The organism is Nocardioides sp. (assembly GCF_035576065.1).
Lineage (GTDB): Bacteria > Actinomycetota > Actinomycetes > Propionibacteriales > Nocardioidaceae > Nocardioides.
Genome location: NZ_DATLWX010000014.1, coordinates 73,594 through 88,697, shown reverse-complemented (window position 1 = coordinate 88,697; position 15,104 = coordinate 73,594). Strand labels below are relative to the sequence as shown.

At 69.6% G+C, this 15,104-nt stretch carries 15 protein-coding genes; 7 read left to right on the top strand and 8 right to left on the bottom strand.

What is annotated here, in order from left to right; all coding sequences use genetic code 11:
- Nucleotides 1-6 precede the first annotated feature (6 nt).
- Nucleotides 7-2,667, top strand: a complete 2,661-nt coding sequence (ppdK, locus tag VNJ48_RS07170) for a pyruvate, phosphate dikinase (RefSeq protein WP_414689923.1) — start codon at nt 7-9, stop codon at nt 2,665-2,667.
- 63 nt (nt 2,668-2,730) lie between these two features.
- On the opposite strand, the gene VNJ48_RS07165 is transcribed toward ppdK, so the two are convergent.
- Nucleotides 2,731-3,645, bottom strand: coding sequence for an EamA family transporter (locus VNJ48_RS07165; RefSeq protein ID WP_325600540.1), 915 nt, complete (start codon nt 3,643-3,645; stop codon nt 2,731-2,733).
- A 73-nt stretch (nt 3,646-3,718) separates the two neighbouring features.
- Here VNJ48_RS07165 and VNJ48_RS07160 point away from each other — a divergent pair, with 73 nt between their 5' ends.
- The 3 genes from VNJ48_RS07160 to VNJ48_RS07150 are packed head-to-tail and all read left to right on the top strand — an operon-like array spanning nt 3,719 to nt 6,253.
- Nucleotides 3,719-4,612: a LysR family transcriptional regulator gene (locus tag VNJ48_RS07160; RefSeq protein ID WP_325600538.1), complete on the top strand. Its 894-nt coding sequence runs from the start codon at nt 3,719-3,721 to the stop codon at nt 4,610-4,612.
- A gap of 10 nt (nt 4,613-4,622) precedes the next feature.
- On the top strand, nt 4,623-5,552 hold the full coding sequence (locus VNJ48_RS07155; protein ID WP_325600536.1) for a phosphotransferase: 930 nt from the start codon (nt 4,623-4,625) through the stop codon (nt 5,550-5,552).
- Nucleotides 5,553-5,575: 23 nt separating this feature from the next.
- Nucleotides 5,576-6,253, top strand: a complete 678-nt coding sequence (locus VNJ48_RS07150) for an alpha/beta hydrolase (protein WP_325600534.1) — start codon at nt 5,576-5,578, stop codon at nt 6,251-6,253.
- Nucleotides 6,254-6,275: 22 nt separating this feature from the next.
- Here the strand turns inward: VNJ48_RS07150 and VNJ48_RS07145 are convergent, their stop codons facing one another.
- Complete coding sequence (locus VNJ48_RS07145) at nt 6,276-7,223, bottom strand: co-chaperone YbbN (protein ID WP_325600532.1); 948 nt, start codon at nt 7,221-7,223, stop codon at nt 6,276-6,278.
- Nucleotides 7,224-7,296: 73 nt separating this feature from the next.
- Between VNJ48_RS07145 and VNJ48_RS07140 the strand changes: the two genes are divergently transcribed.
- A complete protein-coding gene (locus VNJ48_RS07140) occupies nt 7,297-7,875 on the top strand; it encodes a GtrA family protein (protein ID WP_325600530.1) in 579 nt (192 codons plus the stop codon).
- Here VNJ48_RS07140 and VNJ48_RS07135 read toward each other — a convergent pair.
- The 6 genes from VNJ48_RS07135 to VNJ48_RS07110 all read right to left on the bottom strand — a co-directional run bounded on the left by VNJ48_RS07135 (nt 7,872) and on the right by VNJ48_RS07110 (nt 12,976).
- Complete coding sequence (locus VNJ48_RS07135) at nt 7,872-8,222, bottom strand: MGMT family protein (protein ID WP_325600528.1); 351 nt, start codon at nt 8,220-8,222, stop codon at nt 7,872-7,874. The genes VNJ48_RS07140 and VNJ48_RS07135 overlap by 4 nt on opposite strands.
- Nucleotides 8,223-8,254: 32 nt before the next feature.
- Complete coding sequence (locus VNJ48_RS07130) at nt 8,255-8,770, bottom strand: PH domain-containing protein (RefSeq protein ID WP_325600526.1); 516 nt, start codon at nt 8,768-8,770, stop codon at nt 8,255-8,257.
- 55 nt (nt 8,771-8,825) lie between these two features.
- Nucleotides 8,826-8,996 carry a hypothetical protein gene (locus VNJ48_RS07125; protein ID WP_325600524.1) on the bottom strand — a complete coding sequence of 57 codons (171 nt, stop codon included), beginning with the start codon at nt 8,994-8,996 and terminating at the stop codon, nt 8,826-8,828.
- 88 nt (nt 8,997-9,084) lie between these two features.
- Entirely contained in the window at nt 9,085-10,734 is a 1,650-nt protein-coding gene (locus VNJ48_RS07120; protein WP_325600522.1) for a hypothetical protein, read from the bottom strand.
- A 56-nt stretch (nt 10,735-10,790) separates the two neighbouring features.
- Nucleotides 10,791-11,795 (bottom strand): methylmalonyl Co-A mutase-associated GTPase MeaB, encoded by a 1,005-nt coding sequence (gene meaB, locus VNJ48_RS07115; RefSeq protein ID WP_325600520.1) that lies wholly within the window; start codon nt 11,793-11,795, stop codon nt 10,791-10,793.
- Nucleotides 11,792-12,976 (bottom strand): acetyl-CoA C-acetyltransferase, encoded by a 1,185-nt coding sequence (locus VNJ48_RS07110; protein ID WP_325600518.1) that lies wholly within the window; start codon nt 12,974-12,976, stop codon nt 11,792-11,794. The genes meaB and VNJ48_RS07110 overlap by 4 nt, the downstream gene beginning before the upstream one ends.
- A 131-nt stretch (nt 12,977-13,107) precedes the next feature.
- Here VNJ48_RS07110 and mce point away from each other — a divergent pair, with 131 nt between their 5' ends.
- Both mce and ccrA read left to right on the top strand, forming a co-directional pair.
- The gene (gene mce / locus VNJ48_RS07105) at nt 13,108-13,554 is read left to right on the top strand and encodes a methylmalonyl-CoA epimerase (protein ID WP_325600516.1); all 447 of its coding nucleotides are present in this window, start codon (nt 13,108-13,110) and stop codon (nt 13,552-13,554) included.
- 111 nt (nt 13,555-13,665) lie between these two features.
- Complete coding sequence (gene ccrA, locus VNJ48_RS07100; protein ID WP_325600514.1) at nt 13,666-15,006, top strand: crotonyl-CoA carboxylase/reductase; 1,341 nt, start codon at nt 13,666-13,668, stop codon at nt 15,004-15,006.
- Nucleotides 15,007-15,104 lie beyond the last annotated feature (98 nt).

Genomic DNA, 15,104 nt, shown 5'->3' with positions numbered 1-15,104 from the left:
CCTCAGATGAACACCTGGGTCTACGACTTCGCCGATGGGGACAAGAGCAAGAAGGATTTGCTGGGCGGCAAGGGGGCCAACCTCGCGGAGATGAGCAACCTCGGCCTTCCGGTGCCGCCGGGCTTCACCATCACCACTGAGGCCTGCCGCGCCTACCTGGAGCACGGCACCGAGCCTGACGGGCTGGGCGCCGAGGTGAGCGACCACCTCGCCGAGCTCGAGCAGGACATGGGCCGCAGGCTCGGCGACCCGGACGACCCGCTACTGGTGAGCGTGCGGTCTGGTGCCGCGTTCTCGATGCCCGGGATGATGGAGACGGTCCTCAACATCGGCCTCAACGACGAGTCCGTCGTCGGGTTGGCACGCCAGAGCGAGGACAAGCGGTTCGCGATGGACTCCTACCGCCGCCTCCTCCAGATGTTCGGCAGCACCGTGCTCGACATCGAGGGCGAGCACTTCTCCGACGCCCTCGACGGAGCCAAGGACGCCAAGGGCGTCACCGACGACCTCGACCTCGACGTCGACGACCTCAGGGCGCTGATCGAGACGTTCAAGGCCATCATCAGGGAGCACGCCGGCATCGACTTCCCGCAGGACCCGCGCGAGCAGATGGATCGCGCGATCCGGGCCGTCTTCGACTCCTGGAACACCGACCGCGCCGTCCTCTACCGCCGTCAGGAGCGCATCCCCGAAGACCTCGGCACCGCGGTGAACATCCAGGCGATGGTCTTCGGCAACCGCGGGATGACCAGCGGTTCGGGCGTCTGCTTCACCCGCGACCCGGCCTCGGGTGACCAGGGGGTCTACGGCGACTACCTGCAGAACGCGCAGGGTGAGGACGTCGTCGCGGGGATCCGCAACACCGTGTCATTGGCGGACATGCGCGAGATCGACCAGTCCTCGCACGACGAGCTGCTCGAGATCATGACCACCCTCGAACGCCACTACCGCGACATGTGCGACATCGAGTTCACCGTCGAGCAGGGCAAGCTCTGGATGCTGCAGACCAGGGTCGGCAAGCGCACTCCCGAGGCGGCGTTCCGGATCGCCGTACACATGGTTGACGAAGGCCTGATCGACATGGACGAGGCGCTGCGCCGTGTGAGTGGCGAGCAGCTCGCCAACCTGATGTTCCCCCGGTTCGATGCCAAGGCCGCCAAGGACCTGCTTGCGGTGGGCATGAACGCCTCGCCGGGTGCTGCCGTCGGCAAGGCCGTCTTCGACTGGGCCACCGCCGTCGAATGGTCCGAGAACGGCGAGGACGTCATCCTCGTGCGCAAGGAGACGACCCCCGACGACCTGCACGGGATGATGGTCGCCAAGGGAGTCCTGACCAGCCGCGGTGGCAAGACGTCCCACGCCGCTGTGGTCGCGCGCGGCATGGGCCGCACGTGCGTCTGCGGCGCCGAAGCACTCGACGTCGACACCCGTGCCGGGGAGTTCAGGGTGCGGGGTGGCAAGACGATCGTCGAGGGAGACATCATCTCGATCGACGGCTCGACGGGAGAGGTCTTCGACGGCGAGGTGCCTGTGGTCGCCTCGCACGTCGTGCGCCACTTCGAGGGCACGGAGGTCGACCATCCGGTCGTCGAGGCTGTCGCCCGACTCATGGAGCACGCCGACGCCACCCGACGCATGCGCGTGCGCACCAACGCCGACACGGCCGACGACGCGGCGCGAGCCCGGCGGTTCGGCGCGGAGGGCATCGGCCTGTGCCGTACCGAGCACATGTTCCTCGGCGAGCGCCGCCAGCTCGTCGAGAACCTCATCGTCGCCGAGGGCGAGGAGGGGCAGAAGGTCGCGCTCGACGAGCTGTTGCCCCTCCAGCGCCAGGACTTCCTGAAGGTCTTCGCGGCCATGGACGGCCTGCCGGTCACGATCCGGCTGATCGACCCCCCGCTGCACGAGTTCCTGCCCGACATCACCGAGCTGAGCGTGGCGATGGCCGTCGCGGACGTCCGTGGCCACCGCAAGAAGCGCGAGCGCAAGCTGCTGGCCGCGGTGCAGCGGATGCACGAGTCCAATCCGATGCTGGGCCTGCGCGGCGTACGCCTCGGCATCGTCATCCCCGGCCTGTTCACCATGCAGGCCCGAGCGATCCTCGAGGCGGCGGCCGAGTGCATCCGAGGCGGCGGTCGTGCCGAGCCGGAGATCATGATCCCGCTGGTCGCCAGCGTCCGGGAGCTCGATCTGGTCAGGGGCCGGATCCAGGAGGTCGCGCTGGAGGTGGAGGCAGAGCTGGGACAGAAGGTGCCGCACAAGATCGGCACCATGATCGAGCTGCCGCGGGCGGCGCTGACCGCCGGCGAGATCGCCGGGTCGGCCGAGTTCTTCTCCTTCGGCACCAACGACCTGACGCAGATGACGTGGGGGTTCTCGCGCGACGACGTCGAGGCGTCCTTCTTCAGCACCTACCTCGAGCAGGGCGTCTTCCCGGTCTCGCCGTTCGAGTCCCTCGACCTGGACGGCGTGGGCGACCTGGTACGCCGCGCCGTCACCGCCGGCCGGGAGGTCAACCCTGACCTCCATCTCGGCGTCTGCGGCGAGCACGGCGGCGACCCCGCCTCGATCCACTTCTTCGACGAGGTCGGGCTGGACTATGTGTCCTGCTCGCCGTTCCGGGTCCCGGTGGCCCGGTTGGAGGCAGGTCGCGCGGCTCTCGGCTGACGCGCGCCAGGACCTCCGATCCTGGCGGGCACCCGTCGTAGTTCCACTCCTACGAGTGGAAGTTCAGCGCACCCGCGCTGCCTCCGACACCTCGACGGGCCCAGGTGAGCGCAGAGGCAGTACGCCGCGGGGCGGACGCAGCGCGATCAGCACACCGACGAGCAAGAGCGCGCCCCCGCCCAGCTCGGCGGCGTTGGGGCGCTGGTCGAGGATCAACCAGGCCGAGCCCATGGCGACGACGGGGGCAAGGAGGACCCACGGGACCACGGCACTGGAGGGCCAACGGGCGAGCAGGCTGTTGAAGATGCCGTAGCCGACCAGTGAGGCGAGTCCGGCGGTGTAGAGCGTCGAGATGGCTGCCGGCCAGGAGAAGCCGGTGAGTGCCGCCGCCACGGCTGCCGGGCCGTCGATCACCAGGGACAGCGCCACCAGCGGCACCGGCACGACGACGGCCGACCACACGGTCAGCGACAGACCGCCGGGCACCCGCGCTGCACGCGCCACGACGTTGCCGATCCCCCACGACAGGGCACCGAGCAGGCACAACCCCAGGGCCGCCAGTGGCACGTGCCCGCCGCGACCCACACCGACGATGACGAGTCCGACGACGCCGAGCGCCACCCCCGCTGCCTGGGCCCGGGTCGGCACCTCCTTCAGCGCCCCGGCGGCGATCACGATGGTGAAGACGACCTGCGCCTGGAGCACGAGGGCGGCGAGCCCCGGCGGCATGCCGGCCGACATGGCGACGTACAGGAAGCCGAACTGCCCGAGCGACATGAAGGCGCCGACGGCCAGGATGCTGCGCCACGGAGCATCGGGCCGCGCGATGAAGAAGATCGCCGGGACAACGACGGCGGTGAAGCGGATCGCCGCGAAGAGCAGGGGCGGAACCCCGGCCATCCCCCAGTCGATGACGACGAAGTTGATCCCCCAGATGGTGGCGACAAGGGCGGCGAGGAGGGAGTCACGGGTGCTCACCAACCCAAGTGTGGGCGGCATGACCGTGAAGCACCAGCGACGATTCATGCAGCTGATCAGGTAGCGTTGCTTCATGATCGATCTCGTGGCCCTCACCAGCCTCCGCGCCGTCGACACCCACGGTTCGGTGACCAGCGCTGCCGACGCCCTCGGCTTCACCCCGAGCGCGATCTCCCAGCAGGTCAAGCGCCTCGAGAAGCAGGCCGGCGTCGCGCTGCTCGAGCGAGTGGGTCGCGGGGTGATGTTGACCGCCCACGGCCGTCGGCTCGTCGAGGACGGGTCGCGGCTGCTGGGCGACCTCGAGCGACTCGAGTCCGGCCTGCACCGCGACACCGACCGCGTGGCGGGCCGGCTGCGGATCGCCGCCTTCTCGACCGCGATGCGGGGCCTGGTGGCTCCCGTCGTCCGTAGTCTCCTCGACCAGCACCACGACCTGGAGCTCACCCTGACCGAGCGCGAGCCGTGGGACACCGTCGATCTCGTGGCGACGGGGCAGCAGGACCTCGGCATCGTGCACAGCTGGGGCGACGTGCCTCTGCACCTGCCCGATCACCTCTCGGCCGTGCAGATCGCCCGTGACGTCGCAGACGTGATCGTGCCCATGGGTCACCGACTCTCAGGTAGCAGCCGCGTCTCGCCGACAGATCTCGTGGACGAGGACTGGGTGGCCACTCCCGAGGGGACGATCTGCCGCCAGTGGCTGCTGCGGATGTACGACGGCACCGGGCACGCGCCCCGGATCGCTCACGTGGCCATGGACTTCGACTCCCACCTCGCGCTCGTCGCAGCAGGGCTGGGCATCGCCCTCATCCCCCGACTGGGTCGGTCACCGCTGGGCGACGACGTGGTCGCAGTGGAGGCGCACCGGCCCGTCCCCACGCGCGAGATCGCGGTCCTGCACCGCACGTCGATGGCCGACTCCCCCGCCGTACGAGCCGTCGTGAAGGCCTTGGGCTCCGGCCGCTAGGGTGCCGCGCGTGCATGACGACGAGCTGGCCATTGACCTGCACCTCGTGCGTCGCCTGGTGAAGCGTTCCTTTCCCCAGTACGCCGACCTGGGACTGGCGCCGTTGGCTACGTCCGGGTCCTCCAACGCGATGTTCCGGCTGGGCGACGAGCTGTTGGTGCGGCTGCCGCGCCAGCCCGGCGGGTCCGGATCGATCGAGAAGGAGGCCACATGGCTGCCGAGGATGGCTGCCGCGCTCTCCGTCCCCGTCCCTGAAGTCGTGGGCGTCGGCGCCCCGGACGTGGACTACCCGGAGACGTGGTCGGTGACGCGCTGGATCGACGGGCAGCCGCCCTCGGTCCCGTGGAGCTCCTCGACCGGCTGCTCCTCGCACGAGCTGGCGCTCGACCTGGCAGAGGTCGTTCGTGAGCTCGGCGCCCTCGAGGTGCCGTGCGGTGCCGAGGACGACCCGGCCCTGCGGTGGTACCGCGGGGGCACCTTGTCGGAGCTCGACGACGACTTCCGGGAGTGGATCGATGACTGCCGGGGCCTCGCAGGCCTCGACCTCGACCTCGACCGCGCCCTCGCCGTCTGGGATCTCGCCCTCGCCTCCGAGGCGGACCGCGAGAGTTCGACTGGGTGGTACCACGGCGACCTCTTCGCCGAGAACCTCCTTGTCCGCGACGGCCGGCTGGCTGCGGTCCTCGACTTCGGCGGGCTCGGCGTCGGCGACGAGACGGTGGACCTGGCCGTCGCCTGGGAGGTCCTCGACGCCCCAGGTCGCGAGGTGTTCTTCGATGCGCTCGACGCGGATGAGGGTGCACGCCTCCGCTCGATGGGGTGGGCGTTGGCCATTGCCCTGATGACGTTCCCCTACTACTGGCACACGCTGCCGGGGCGATGTGTCGCTCGACGTGCCATGGCTGCGGCCGTCCTGTCGGAGGGACTGCCCTCGGCTTGACCACGTGCGGCACCATTCACCTGGTGAGCCCACACGTCGTGTTCATCCATGGAGCGGGTTCAGCTGGTGCCGACGCCTGGCCGCAGCAGGCCGAGGCGGCAGACGCCGGGTGGTTCTTCCTGCCGCGCGAGGGTGTCGCCGACGATGTCAGTAGGGACGCTGGCCGTGCGCTCGACCGGCTGCGCGCGACAGGAGGCGGACATCTGGTCGCGCACTCGTACGGCGCGAACGCTGCCGTGTTGGCCGCTCAGCTCGAGCCCTCGATGGTGCGGTCCCTCTCCCTGCTCGAGCCGGCGTGCTTCGACCTGGCGCGCGGGATGCCGGCCGTCGAGGAGCACGTCACGGCGATGACGCCCGTCTTTGCGGTCGCGGACGACCCCTCGGTCTCGGCGCGCGAGTTCTTCCGCCGGTTCGCGGCCGGCATGGGTTTCGAGCCTCGCGACCTGCCCGACGACGAGCTGGAGGAGAGCGTCGCCCGCCTCCGCGCGCTGAGCCCACCGTGGGACGTCGGGCTGCGCGCGGAGCCGGGTCTGCCGATCAGGACACTGGTCGTCACCGCGGGGGGGAGCCCGCTCTATGAGCAGACAGCCGCGTCACTCGTGGCCCTCGGGGCGCGCCACCTCACCCTCGAAGGCGCGGGCCACCGCGTCCAGGACGACGTGCGGGTCACCGCAGCCCTCCGCGAGCACTGGGCCGGGTAGCAGGTCTCCCGGCGGGATCGGGTCAGAACAGCGCCGAGGCGAGGTTGCGACGCCCGGCGAGCACCCGCTCGTCGTCGTTGCCGACAGCGGCGAAGAGTCCGAGCAGGTGGTCGCGCGCCTTGGTCCGCTCGGCGTCGCTGGTGCGGGCCACCAGTGAGATCAGACGGTTGAAGGCGTCGTCGACGTGGCCGCCGAGGAGATCCAGGTCGGCCACCATGGCCTGGGCGTCGACGTCGTCAGGAGCCTCGGCTGCGGCAGCCCGCGCCGCGTTGAGGTCGACTCCCTGGGTCCGCTGGAGGACCTTCGCCATCGCCAGGCCGGCCGCGGCCTCCGTGTCGGCGGGGTTGGCGTCGACGAGCTTCTGGTATTCCGCGACGGCGAGATCGATGTTGCCCTCCCCCAGCGCGTCCTGCGCTGCGGCATACCGCGGATCGACCTCGGGCTCCTCGCCGTCCACCGGCGCCGTGCCCCGCGGCTGGTGGCGACCAGTGATGCCCTGGGCCGTGAGCTGCTGGCCAACCTGCGTCAGGGCCGTGCGGAGCTCCTCGATGGGCACCACGTCCTGCATGAGCGGCATGGGCCGACCGTCGACCACCGCCACCACGAGGGGGATCGTCGGGATCTGCATCGCCTGGGCGATCTGGGGAGCCGCGTCGATGTCGACCAGCCCGACCAGGTAACGCCCCTCGAACTCACCCGACACCGCGGCCATGTCGTCTGCCAGGTCGCCGCTCTCGGGCATGCGCGTCCGGGAGTAGAAGACGAGCAGGACCGGCGCGGTCATCGAGGACTCCAGGACCTGCTGGAAGTTCGCCTCGGTGACGTCGAGCGAGTATGCCGAGTGGCCCGCGCTCGGAGCCGCCGGCGATGAGCCTCGGGCGGCTCCGGGAGCGCCCAGCGGAGGCTGGGCCGGCCGCTTCAGCGCTGAGAGGTCGATGGCACCGGGACGGGAGAACGGTTGCTGCGTCATACCGCCATTGTTCCGTGTCGGACCCCGACGGGGCGAATGACCCCCTGCGGCATCTCGCCGGTAGCCTCTCCCGGTGCCTGCCAGCCGCCTCGTCGCCCGACACCGGCACAACGTGGTGCTGCTCGCACGGTTCGGCGCCGTGGGCCTGTCGGGCGTGCTGGTCAACCTCGTCACGCTGATCGTGGTCAAGCGGCTCGGCCCCGGCTTCGACGAAGCAGTCATCGGCCTGCCCCTCAGCGACCTCAACCTGCGTTGGTACCACGTCTACTCGACGACTGCGTTCTTCGTCGCCAACCTCTGGAACTTCCAGCTCAACCGCAGCTGGACCTTCCGCAGTGCAGGGCACGCGCGGTGGTGGAAGGAGTACTGGCCCTTCCTGGCGGTCGGTCTGGCCGGTCAGGTCATCGGCCTCACCCTGCTGACCGCACTGCTGCACCCAGACTCGGCGCTCAGCCTGCCGACGTCGGTCCTCGACGACACGAGCGGCCTGCGCACCCGCCTCTACTGGGGCCAGCTGGTCGTCATCGCGGTCGTCACGCCACTCTCCTTCGTGATCAACAAGCTGTGGACCTTCGCGGCGGTCCGGACCGACCACGCGGAGCTCGTCGATCCCATCAACGTCCATCTGCTCGTGGAGGACGAGGAGCCCTAGTCACCCTCACCCGGGCCCAAGTCCGCGACGGCCGCCCTCCACTGCCTCGCCAGCAGGTCGAGGTCGACGCGGTGGTCCTCGATCCGACACCCCCGCCCACTGACCTTGATCCCGATCCCCTCCTCGAGCCAGTGCGGACGCGCCCGCTCGAGCAGATCCGGCGCGAAGTTCCCGGCGGCATCCGTCACCCGCCACCACGTCGAGCCGTCGCCGTGCCGGCTCATCACGGCACCCACCTGGCGCGGGCCGATCCCGACGATGCGCCCGAGGTCGCCGTACGCCGCAACGCGACCCGGCGGGATCAGGTCGACCGCCCGCAGCACCAGCTCCACGAGCCGCTCGTCCATGCCCAGGACCCGATGACTGGAGACCGGTCGACTCAGTTGGCGACGCGTGGGCCGCGCAGGCCCGAGCGCTGGACGACCCTCTGGATGGCCAGGTCACGATCATCGGGGCATCCCACGAAGCGGATGTCGCGCAGGCCCTGCTCCTGGGCAGCGGACTCGAAGACGAAGTGACCGAACCCCAGGACCCGGCCGTGCAGCGGCTTCATCACGGTGATGTCGAGGATCCGTGACAGGGGCATCGTGGCGAGCTGCTGGGAGAGCACGCCGTGGACGCGGAAGACGCGCATGTTGGTGATGACGAAGCGGTCCATGTGCTCGCTCAGCGCCCGCCACGCGGCGTGGGTCACGATCAGCAGCGCGAGCGCGAAGGGGAACCAGGCCAGGTCCATGTCGACGAACGGCACCGCGACGAGCAACGCCAGCGCCAGCAGCACCTCGGCGACCGGGCGGACGTAGACGATCCAGTGGTGCCGGACCTCGTCCACGATGACCTCGCCCTCTTCGCGCAACAGGTGACGCCTGATGCCGGGGTCGAAGACGCCGCTCACGACCGCCCCGCAGGCCTCACGTCAGGACCTCGTGACACGCCCCCGAGACAGAGCCTCACGACAGGGCACCGACGAAATCGATGATCGCGGTGAAGAGCTGTTGGGTGAGGCTCCAGGTCTGGTCCGCACCGGCCGTGGCGGCGGCGGCCAACCCGTCAGGGTCCGTGAACATCCAGAAGCCCAGGAACACGACGAGGAGCACGAGGAAGGCTTTCCTTGCGTTCATCAGAGCTTCTCCTCGGGGCAGGGCGGAACCAGGACGGCCCATTCCTACCAGCACTCGGAGCGCTCCGGTCGTAGGCGCGCGGGGCTCATCACTCACAGGTGGTCAACGCGCTCGAGGTCAGTCGCGGACCGTTGGCGACCTGCTTGCCCCGCCCCAGCGCGAAGCCGCGCTGCCAGTCCGAGACGAGCCCGGTCTGGTTGTACTCGGTGGTCTGGTCCCCGACGAGGCTGAAGCGCAGCGTCATCGGCACGTCGGAGACCGCCGCGCGGCTCCTCACGGTCCCGATCGGCTGTGCGTCCCAGAACCACGTGACGTGTCCCTTCGCGACCTCGACGGCGACCGCCGGCGAGGTGTGGATGAGGCTGGGAATGCTCCGGGTGCCCGACCACTGCCGGTCGTCGGCCTTGACGCCGAAGCGCATCGTGCCACTGGTCGGGTTGACCTCCGCCAGAGTGATGTTGCGGCGCCCGCAGGCATAGTCCTCGGGCCGCTCCGGCACCAGCTCGACCATCACGTTGAAGTCCGCTGCGTTCGACTCCGCGCTCTTGAGCCTGATCCTCGTCTCCCACCGGCCGTAGGCGAGCGCGCTGTCTCGCAGCGTCGCGCGCGTGGTGCCGAAGTCGCCGGGTCCGCCGCCGTTGTTGCGCTGGCTGTCGAGGTAGAGGCCGCCGTTCTGCCGACTGACCCGCCCGGCTCCGTCGGCATACTCCTGCCACCAGCCGTTCCGGTCCGAGCCGACGTCGGCCGGACTGGTGAGCGACTGCCCTGCCTCCCAGCTGTAGTCCCACAGCGTGGGGTACCACCCGTACTTGCTGGCTGCTGTGGCGGAGGCTCCGGACGACGCGCGGCGGAAGTCTGTCCCGCTCAGGCCTGCCCGGGGGGTCGAGCCCGGGGCCACTGGCTCTGCGCTGGTGCCGCTGCGGCTGGCCGTCTGGTCGAGCACGGTGACATAGGTGGGGAAGGTCTGCATCCAGCCGATCCGGTTGGCGCCGGAGCTGATCTCGTCCTGGACGACCCGGTAGACGACCGACCCTGCGGGAGCAGTCACGCCGGGGAAGTAGCCGAGACCGTCGGCGCCGACGGTGGACCTGCCCAGCGTCTCCCAGGTGTCGCCACTCAGGCGCCGCTGCAACGTGAGGCCGCGCCCTTCGAAGACCGGCAGACCAATGGTCTCAGGGCGGCGGAACAGCGACGGGGTGGTGTCGACAGCGATCGTGAAGGGGACGCCGGCCACGGGCTGGCCGGGGTCTGACTCGCGCGAGGGATCCTCACCAGCCACCCACATCGTGAGGTCCTGCGCCTTCGCGTTGAAGGTCACCGGCGGCGTGACGACCCCGCTGGCCTTGACCCGGTAGCGGATCCCGAACATGGCGGGAGCCTGGAAGTCGAAGCGGAAGCTGCCGTCGGCGGACGTCTTGCCGGAGAAGCCCCGCACGGCGAACCACTTGTCGCCGGGCCGGTTCATGTGGAGCTGGAGGCCGATGCGGCGTACGCCGGAGACCCCGAGGCTGCCCGTGAAGGTGATCGCCTGACCGCCGACGTAGGTGCCCGGGCTCGTCGACAGCGAAGCCCCGCGGGAGCGGCCGGCGCTCGGGAGCTGCGTGCCTGACGATGCCACCGTGGACACCTGGATGGTGGCTGCCGAGCTCGACACCACGGTGCTGGCGACGACGGCCGGCGTCATGGTCGCCACGAGGGCGCCGAGGAACAGGGAGATTGCTGGAGGGGGGGTCCGCATGGTCCCCCAAATCTAGGTGGTTCGTCAGCCGTCCGAGGCAGAACGCCAGAAGTGGTCTAGCCGCCTTGTGCGGTGGACAGCAGCACGTCTGCTGCGGTGTAGGGGTCGGACTCACCGGACGCGACGGACTCGGCCAGGGCGTCGAGCTCCGAGTGGCCGTGCACGTCACCCCACTGGGCACGCAGCGCCGCCACGGCGATCGCCTCGATCTCGTCGCGGGCACGGCGCGTACGCCGCCTGGCGAGCTCGCCGGACTCCGTGAGCCAGGAGAAGTGTCGGTCGATCTCGGCCACCACCTCATCGAGGCCCTGGCTCTGGGCGGCGATCGTCGCGACGATCGGTGGTCGCCACGCACCCTCGCGACGTTCGGCCAGGGCCAGCATCGACCGAAGATCACGACGGACCTGGTCGGCGCCGTCGCGGTCGGCCTTGTTGACGACATAGAGGTCGCCGATCTCCAGGATCCCGGCCTTCGCGGCCTGGATGCCGTCGCCCATCCCCGGCGCGAGCAGGACCAGCGTGGTGTCCGCCAGCCCGGCGATCTCGACCTCGCTCTGCCCCACGCCGACGGTCTCGACCAGGATGACGTCGCACCCCGCGGCATCGAGCACCCGCAGTGCCTGCGGCGTGGTCCACGCGAGTCCGCCCAGGTGCCCGCGGGAGGCCATGGAGCGGATGTACACGTCGGGGTCCAGCGCGTGGTCCTGCATGCGGACGCGGTCGCCGAGCAGCGCGCCCCCGGAGAACGGCGAGGACGGGTCCACCGCGAGCACGCCGACGCGCTTGCCGGCACGACGCAGCTCGGCGACGAGTGCGTTCGTGGAGGTCGACTTGCCGACCCCGGGCGAGCCGGTGATCCCGACGACGTGGGCATGCCCGGCGTGCGGTGCCAGTGCGGCCATCACCTGACGCAACAGCGGCGACCCGTCCTCGACGAGCGAGATCAGTCGCGCCACGGCCCGGGCGTCACCCCCGCGTGCTCGGGAGACGAGATCGGGGACCGACGCCGTGGTCCGGCGACGGCCCCCGCTCGAGACGACAGGGGTGGAGCCGTGGCTCACGCCTGGGGGACCCGGATGATCAACGCGTCGCCCTGACCGCCGCCGCCGCACAGGGCCGCAGCTCCGGTGCCGCCACCGCGACGCTTGAGCTCGAGGGCGAGGTGCAGGACGATCCGGGCGCCGGACATCCCCACCGGGTGTCCGAGCGCGATCGCTCCGCCGTTGACGTTGACCTTGTCCTCCGACACGCCGAGCTGGCGGGCCGACTCGATGCCGACGGCCGCGAAGGCCTCGTTGAGCTCGAAGAGGTCGATGTCGGAGATCTCGATGCCCTCCTTCTCGACTGCCTGGGCGATCGCGTTGGCAGGCTGGAGCTGGAGGGTCGAGTCCGGGCCGGCGACCTGGCCCGAGGCTCCGATCTCGGCGAGCCAGGTGAGACCGAGCTCCTCTGCCTTGGTCTTGCTCATCACGACCACGGCACAGGCGCCGTCGGAGATCTGCGAGGCGGAACCAGCCGTGATGGTGCCGCCCTTGGCGACCGGGCGGAGGCCGGACAAGGACTCCGCCGTGGTGTCGGCGCGGATGCCCTCGTCCTGGCTGACGGTGATGTCGCCCTTGCGTGAGGTGATGGTGACCGGGACGACCTCGTCGTCGAAGACGCCGTTCTTCCAGGCGAGCGCCGCACGCTGGTGGGACTGGGCGGCGAAGGAGTCCTGCTCCTCGCGGGTGAGCTGCTGGCCGGCCTCGTTGTGCCCATCGGTCAGGCTGATCATGGCCTGGTCGGTGAACTGGTCGAAGAGGGCGTCGTAGGCCATGGAGTCGACCAGCCCGGTGTCGCCGTACTTGAAGCCCTCACGGCTCTTCAGCAGCAGGTGAGGCGCCATGGTCATGGACTCCATCCCGCCAGCCACGATCACTTCGTGCTCACCGGCGCGGATCAACTGGTCGGCCATGGCGATCGCATTGATGCCCGAGAGACAGACCTTGTTGATGGTGATCGACGGGACCGTCATCGGGATCCCGCCCTTGACCGCGGCTTGGCGGGCCGTGATCTGTCCCGCCCCGGCCTGGATGACCTGCCCCATGATGACGTAGTCGACCTGGTCGCCCGAGACACCGGCCTTCGCCAGGGCACCAGCGATGGCGACGCCGCCGAGGTCGGCCGCGCTCTGGTCCTTGAGCCCGCCCAGGAGGCGACCGATCGGCGTCCGTGCGCCGGCGACGATGACAGAAGTGGACATGAGTGTTGCCTCCAGGGGTTTCCGGTCGAGATCTCCTGTGGACGATACCGCTGGGGCTCGGCGGCCGCGGTGTGGCATGTCTCACCTGCTCGTACGTGGTCCCCGGCCATCCGCTCGGCCACCATGTCCCCATGAGCCCAGTCGAGATCCCTCCCCACCTCTTCACCGCCATCGACCACGTCGGCATCGCCGTCGCGGACCTGGACGAGGCCATCGCGTACTACCGCGACACCTTCGGCCTCCAGGTCGCGCACGAGGAGACCAACGAGGAGCAAGGCGTGCGCGAGGCGATGCTGGCCGTCGGTGAGTCCGGCTCGCACATCCAGCTGCTCGCGCCGCTCAACGAGGAGTCCACGATCGCCAAGTTCATCCAGCGCTCCGGACCGGGCATGCAGCAGCTGGCCTACCGCGTCACCGACGTCGAGGCGGTCTCTCGGGTCCTGCGTGAGCGCGGCGTGCGCCTGCTGTACGACGCACCCAAGCGCGGCACCTCCGGCAGCAGGATCAACTTCATCCACCCCAAGGACGCCGGCGGAGTGCTCGTGGAGCTGGTGGAGCCGGCCACTGAGACCCACTGAGACCCAGTGACATCGTGGTGGGAAGTAGGTCACACCCTGCCCCACGCGCGGTTACTCACCGGTAAGTTGACCCTCGATCGCGACACACCGCTGCCTCACCAGGAGACACACGTGCAGAACATCCTCGACGCCATCCAGAGCGGCACCGCCACTTCTGACGACTTCGCCAACCTCGAGCTGCCCGACCACTACCGCGCTGCCTACGTCTCGAAGGACGACGTGGACATGTTCGAGGGTCTGAGCACCAAGGAGAAGGACCCGCGCAAGTCGCTGCACATCGGCGACGTGGCCCTGCCCGAGCTCGGCCCGGGCGAGGCCTACGTCGCCGTGATGGCCTCGGCCATCAACTACAACACCGTGTGGACCTCGATCTTCGAGCCCGTCTCCACCTTCGGCTTCCTCGAGCGCTACGGCCGCGTCTCCGAGCTGACCAAGCGACACGACCTGCCGCACCACATCGTCGGCTCCGACCTGTCCGGGGTCGTGCTCAAGACCGGCCTCGGGGTCAACGCGTGGAAGCCCGGTGACGAGGTCGTCGCCCATTGCCTCTCGGTCGAGCTCGAGGGCCCGGACGGTCACAACGACTCGATGCTCGACACCGAGCAGCGGATCTGGGGCTTCGAGACCAACTTCGGCGGCCTGGCGCACATCGCCCTGGTCAAGTCCAACCAGCTCATGCCCAAGCCCGATCACCTCACCTGGGAGGAGGCCGCCGCGCCCGGCCTGGTCAACGCCACCGCCTACCGCCAGCTGGTCAGCGCCAACGGCGGCAACATGAAGCAGGGCGACAACGTCCTGGTCTGGGGCGCCTCCGGCGGTCTCGGTGGCTTCGCGACGCAGTACGTCCTCAACGGCGGCGGGACCCCGATCTGCGTGGTCTCCAACGAGGAGAAGGCAGCCATCGCCCGCAGCATGGGCGCCGAGCTCATCATCAACCGCTCCGAAGAGGCCTACAAGTTCTGGAACGACGAGAACACCCAGCAGGACCCCAAGGAGTGGAAGCGCTTCGGCGCCAAGATCCGCGAGCTGACCGGCGGCGAGGACATCGACATCGTCTTCGAGCACCCCGGTCGGGAGACCTTCGGCGCGTCCGTGTTCGTGACCCGCAAGGGCGGCGTCATCACCACCTGCGCCTCCACCAGCGGCTACATGCACGAGTACGACAACCGCTACCTGTGGATGAACCTCAAGCGCATCATCTCCTCGCACTTCGCCAACTACCGCGAGTCGTGGGAGGCCAACCGCCTGATCGCCCAGGGCAAGATCCACCCGACCCTGTCCAAGACGTACACCCTCGACGAGGTCGGCCAGGCCACCCTGGACGTCCACAAGAACGCCCATCAGGGCAAGGTCGGGGTGCTCTGCCTGGCTCCCGAAGAGGGTCTCGGCGTCCGCAACCCCGAGATGCGGGCCAAGCACGAGGACGCCATCAACAGGTTCCGCGGAGTCTGAACCAGTGCATTCACACCCCGGCTCGCGGTTCGACCGCGAGCCGGGGTGTGTTTGTTCGCGGCCGTCATACAGACTGGCCTGCAGACCAACGCACGACC

Bases quoted from the DNA above. Each gene is read 5' to 3' on its own strand.
- VNJ48_RS07120 (WP_325600522.1), bottom strand. From the start codon at position 10,734: ATGCGGACCCCCCCTCCAGCAATCTCCCTGTTCCTCGGCGCCCTCGTG.
- VNJ48_RS07135 (WP_325600528.1), bottom strand. From the start codon at position 8,222: ATGGACGAGCGGCTCGTGGAGCTGGTGCTGCGGGCGGTCGACCTGATC.
- mce (WP_325600516.1), top strand. From the start codon at position 13,108: ATGAGCCCAGTCGAGATCCCTCCCCACCTCTTCACCGCCATCGACCAC.
- VNJ48_RS07145 (WP_325600532.1), bottom strand. From the start codon at position 7,223: ATGACGCAGCAACCGTTCTCCCGTCCCGGTGCCATCGACCTCTCAGCG.
- VNJ48_RS07110 (WP_325600518.1), bottom strand. From the start codon at position 12,976: ATGTCCACTTCTGTCATCGTCGCCGGCGCACGGACGCCGATCGGTCGC.
- VNJ48_RS07160 (WP_325600538.1), top strand. From the start codon at position 3,719: ATGATCGATCTCGTGGCCCTCACCAGCCTCCGCGCCGTCGACACCCAC.
- ppdK (WP_414689923.1), top strand. From the start codon at position 7: ATGAACACCTGGGTCTACGACTTCGCCGATGGGGACAAGAGCAAGAAG.
- VNJ48_RS07125 (WP_325600524.1), bottom strand. From the start codon at position 8,996: ATGAACGCAAGGAAAGCCTTCCTCGTGCTCCTCGTCGTGTTCCTGGGC.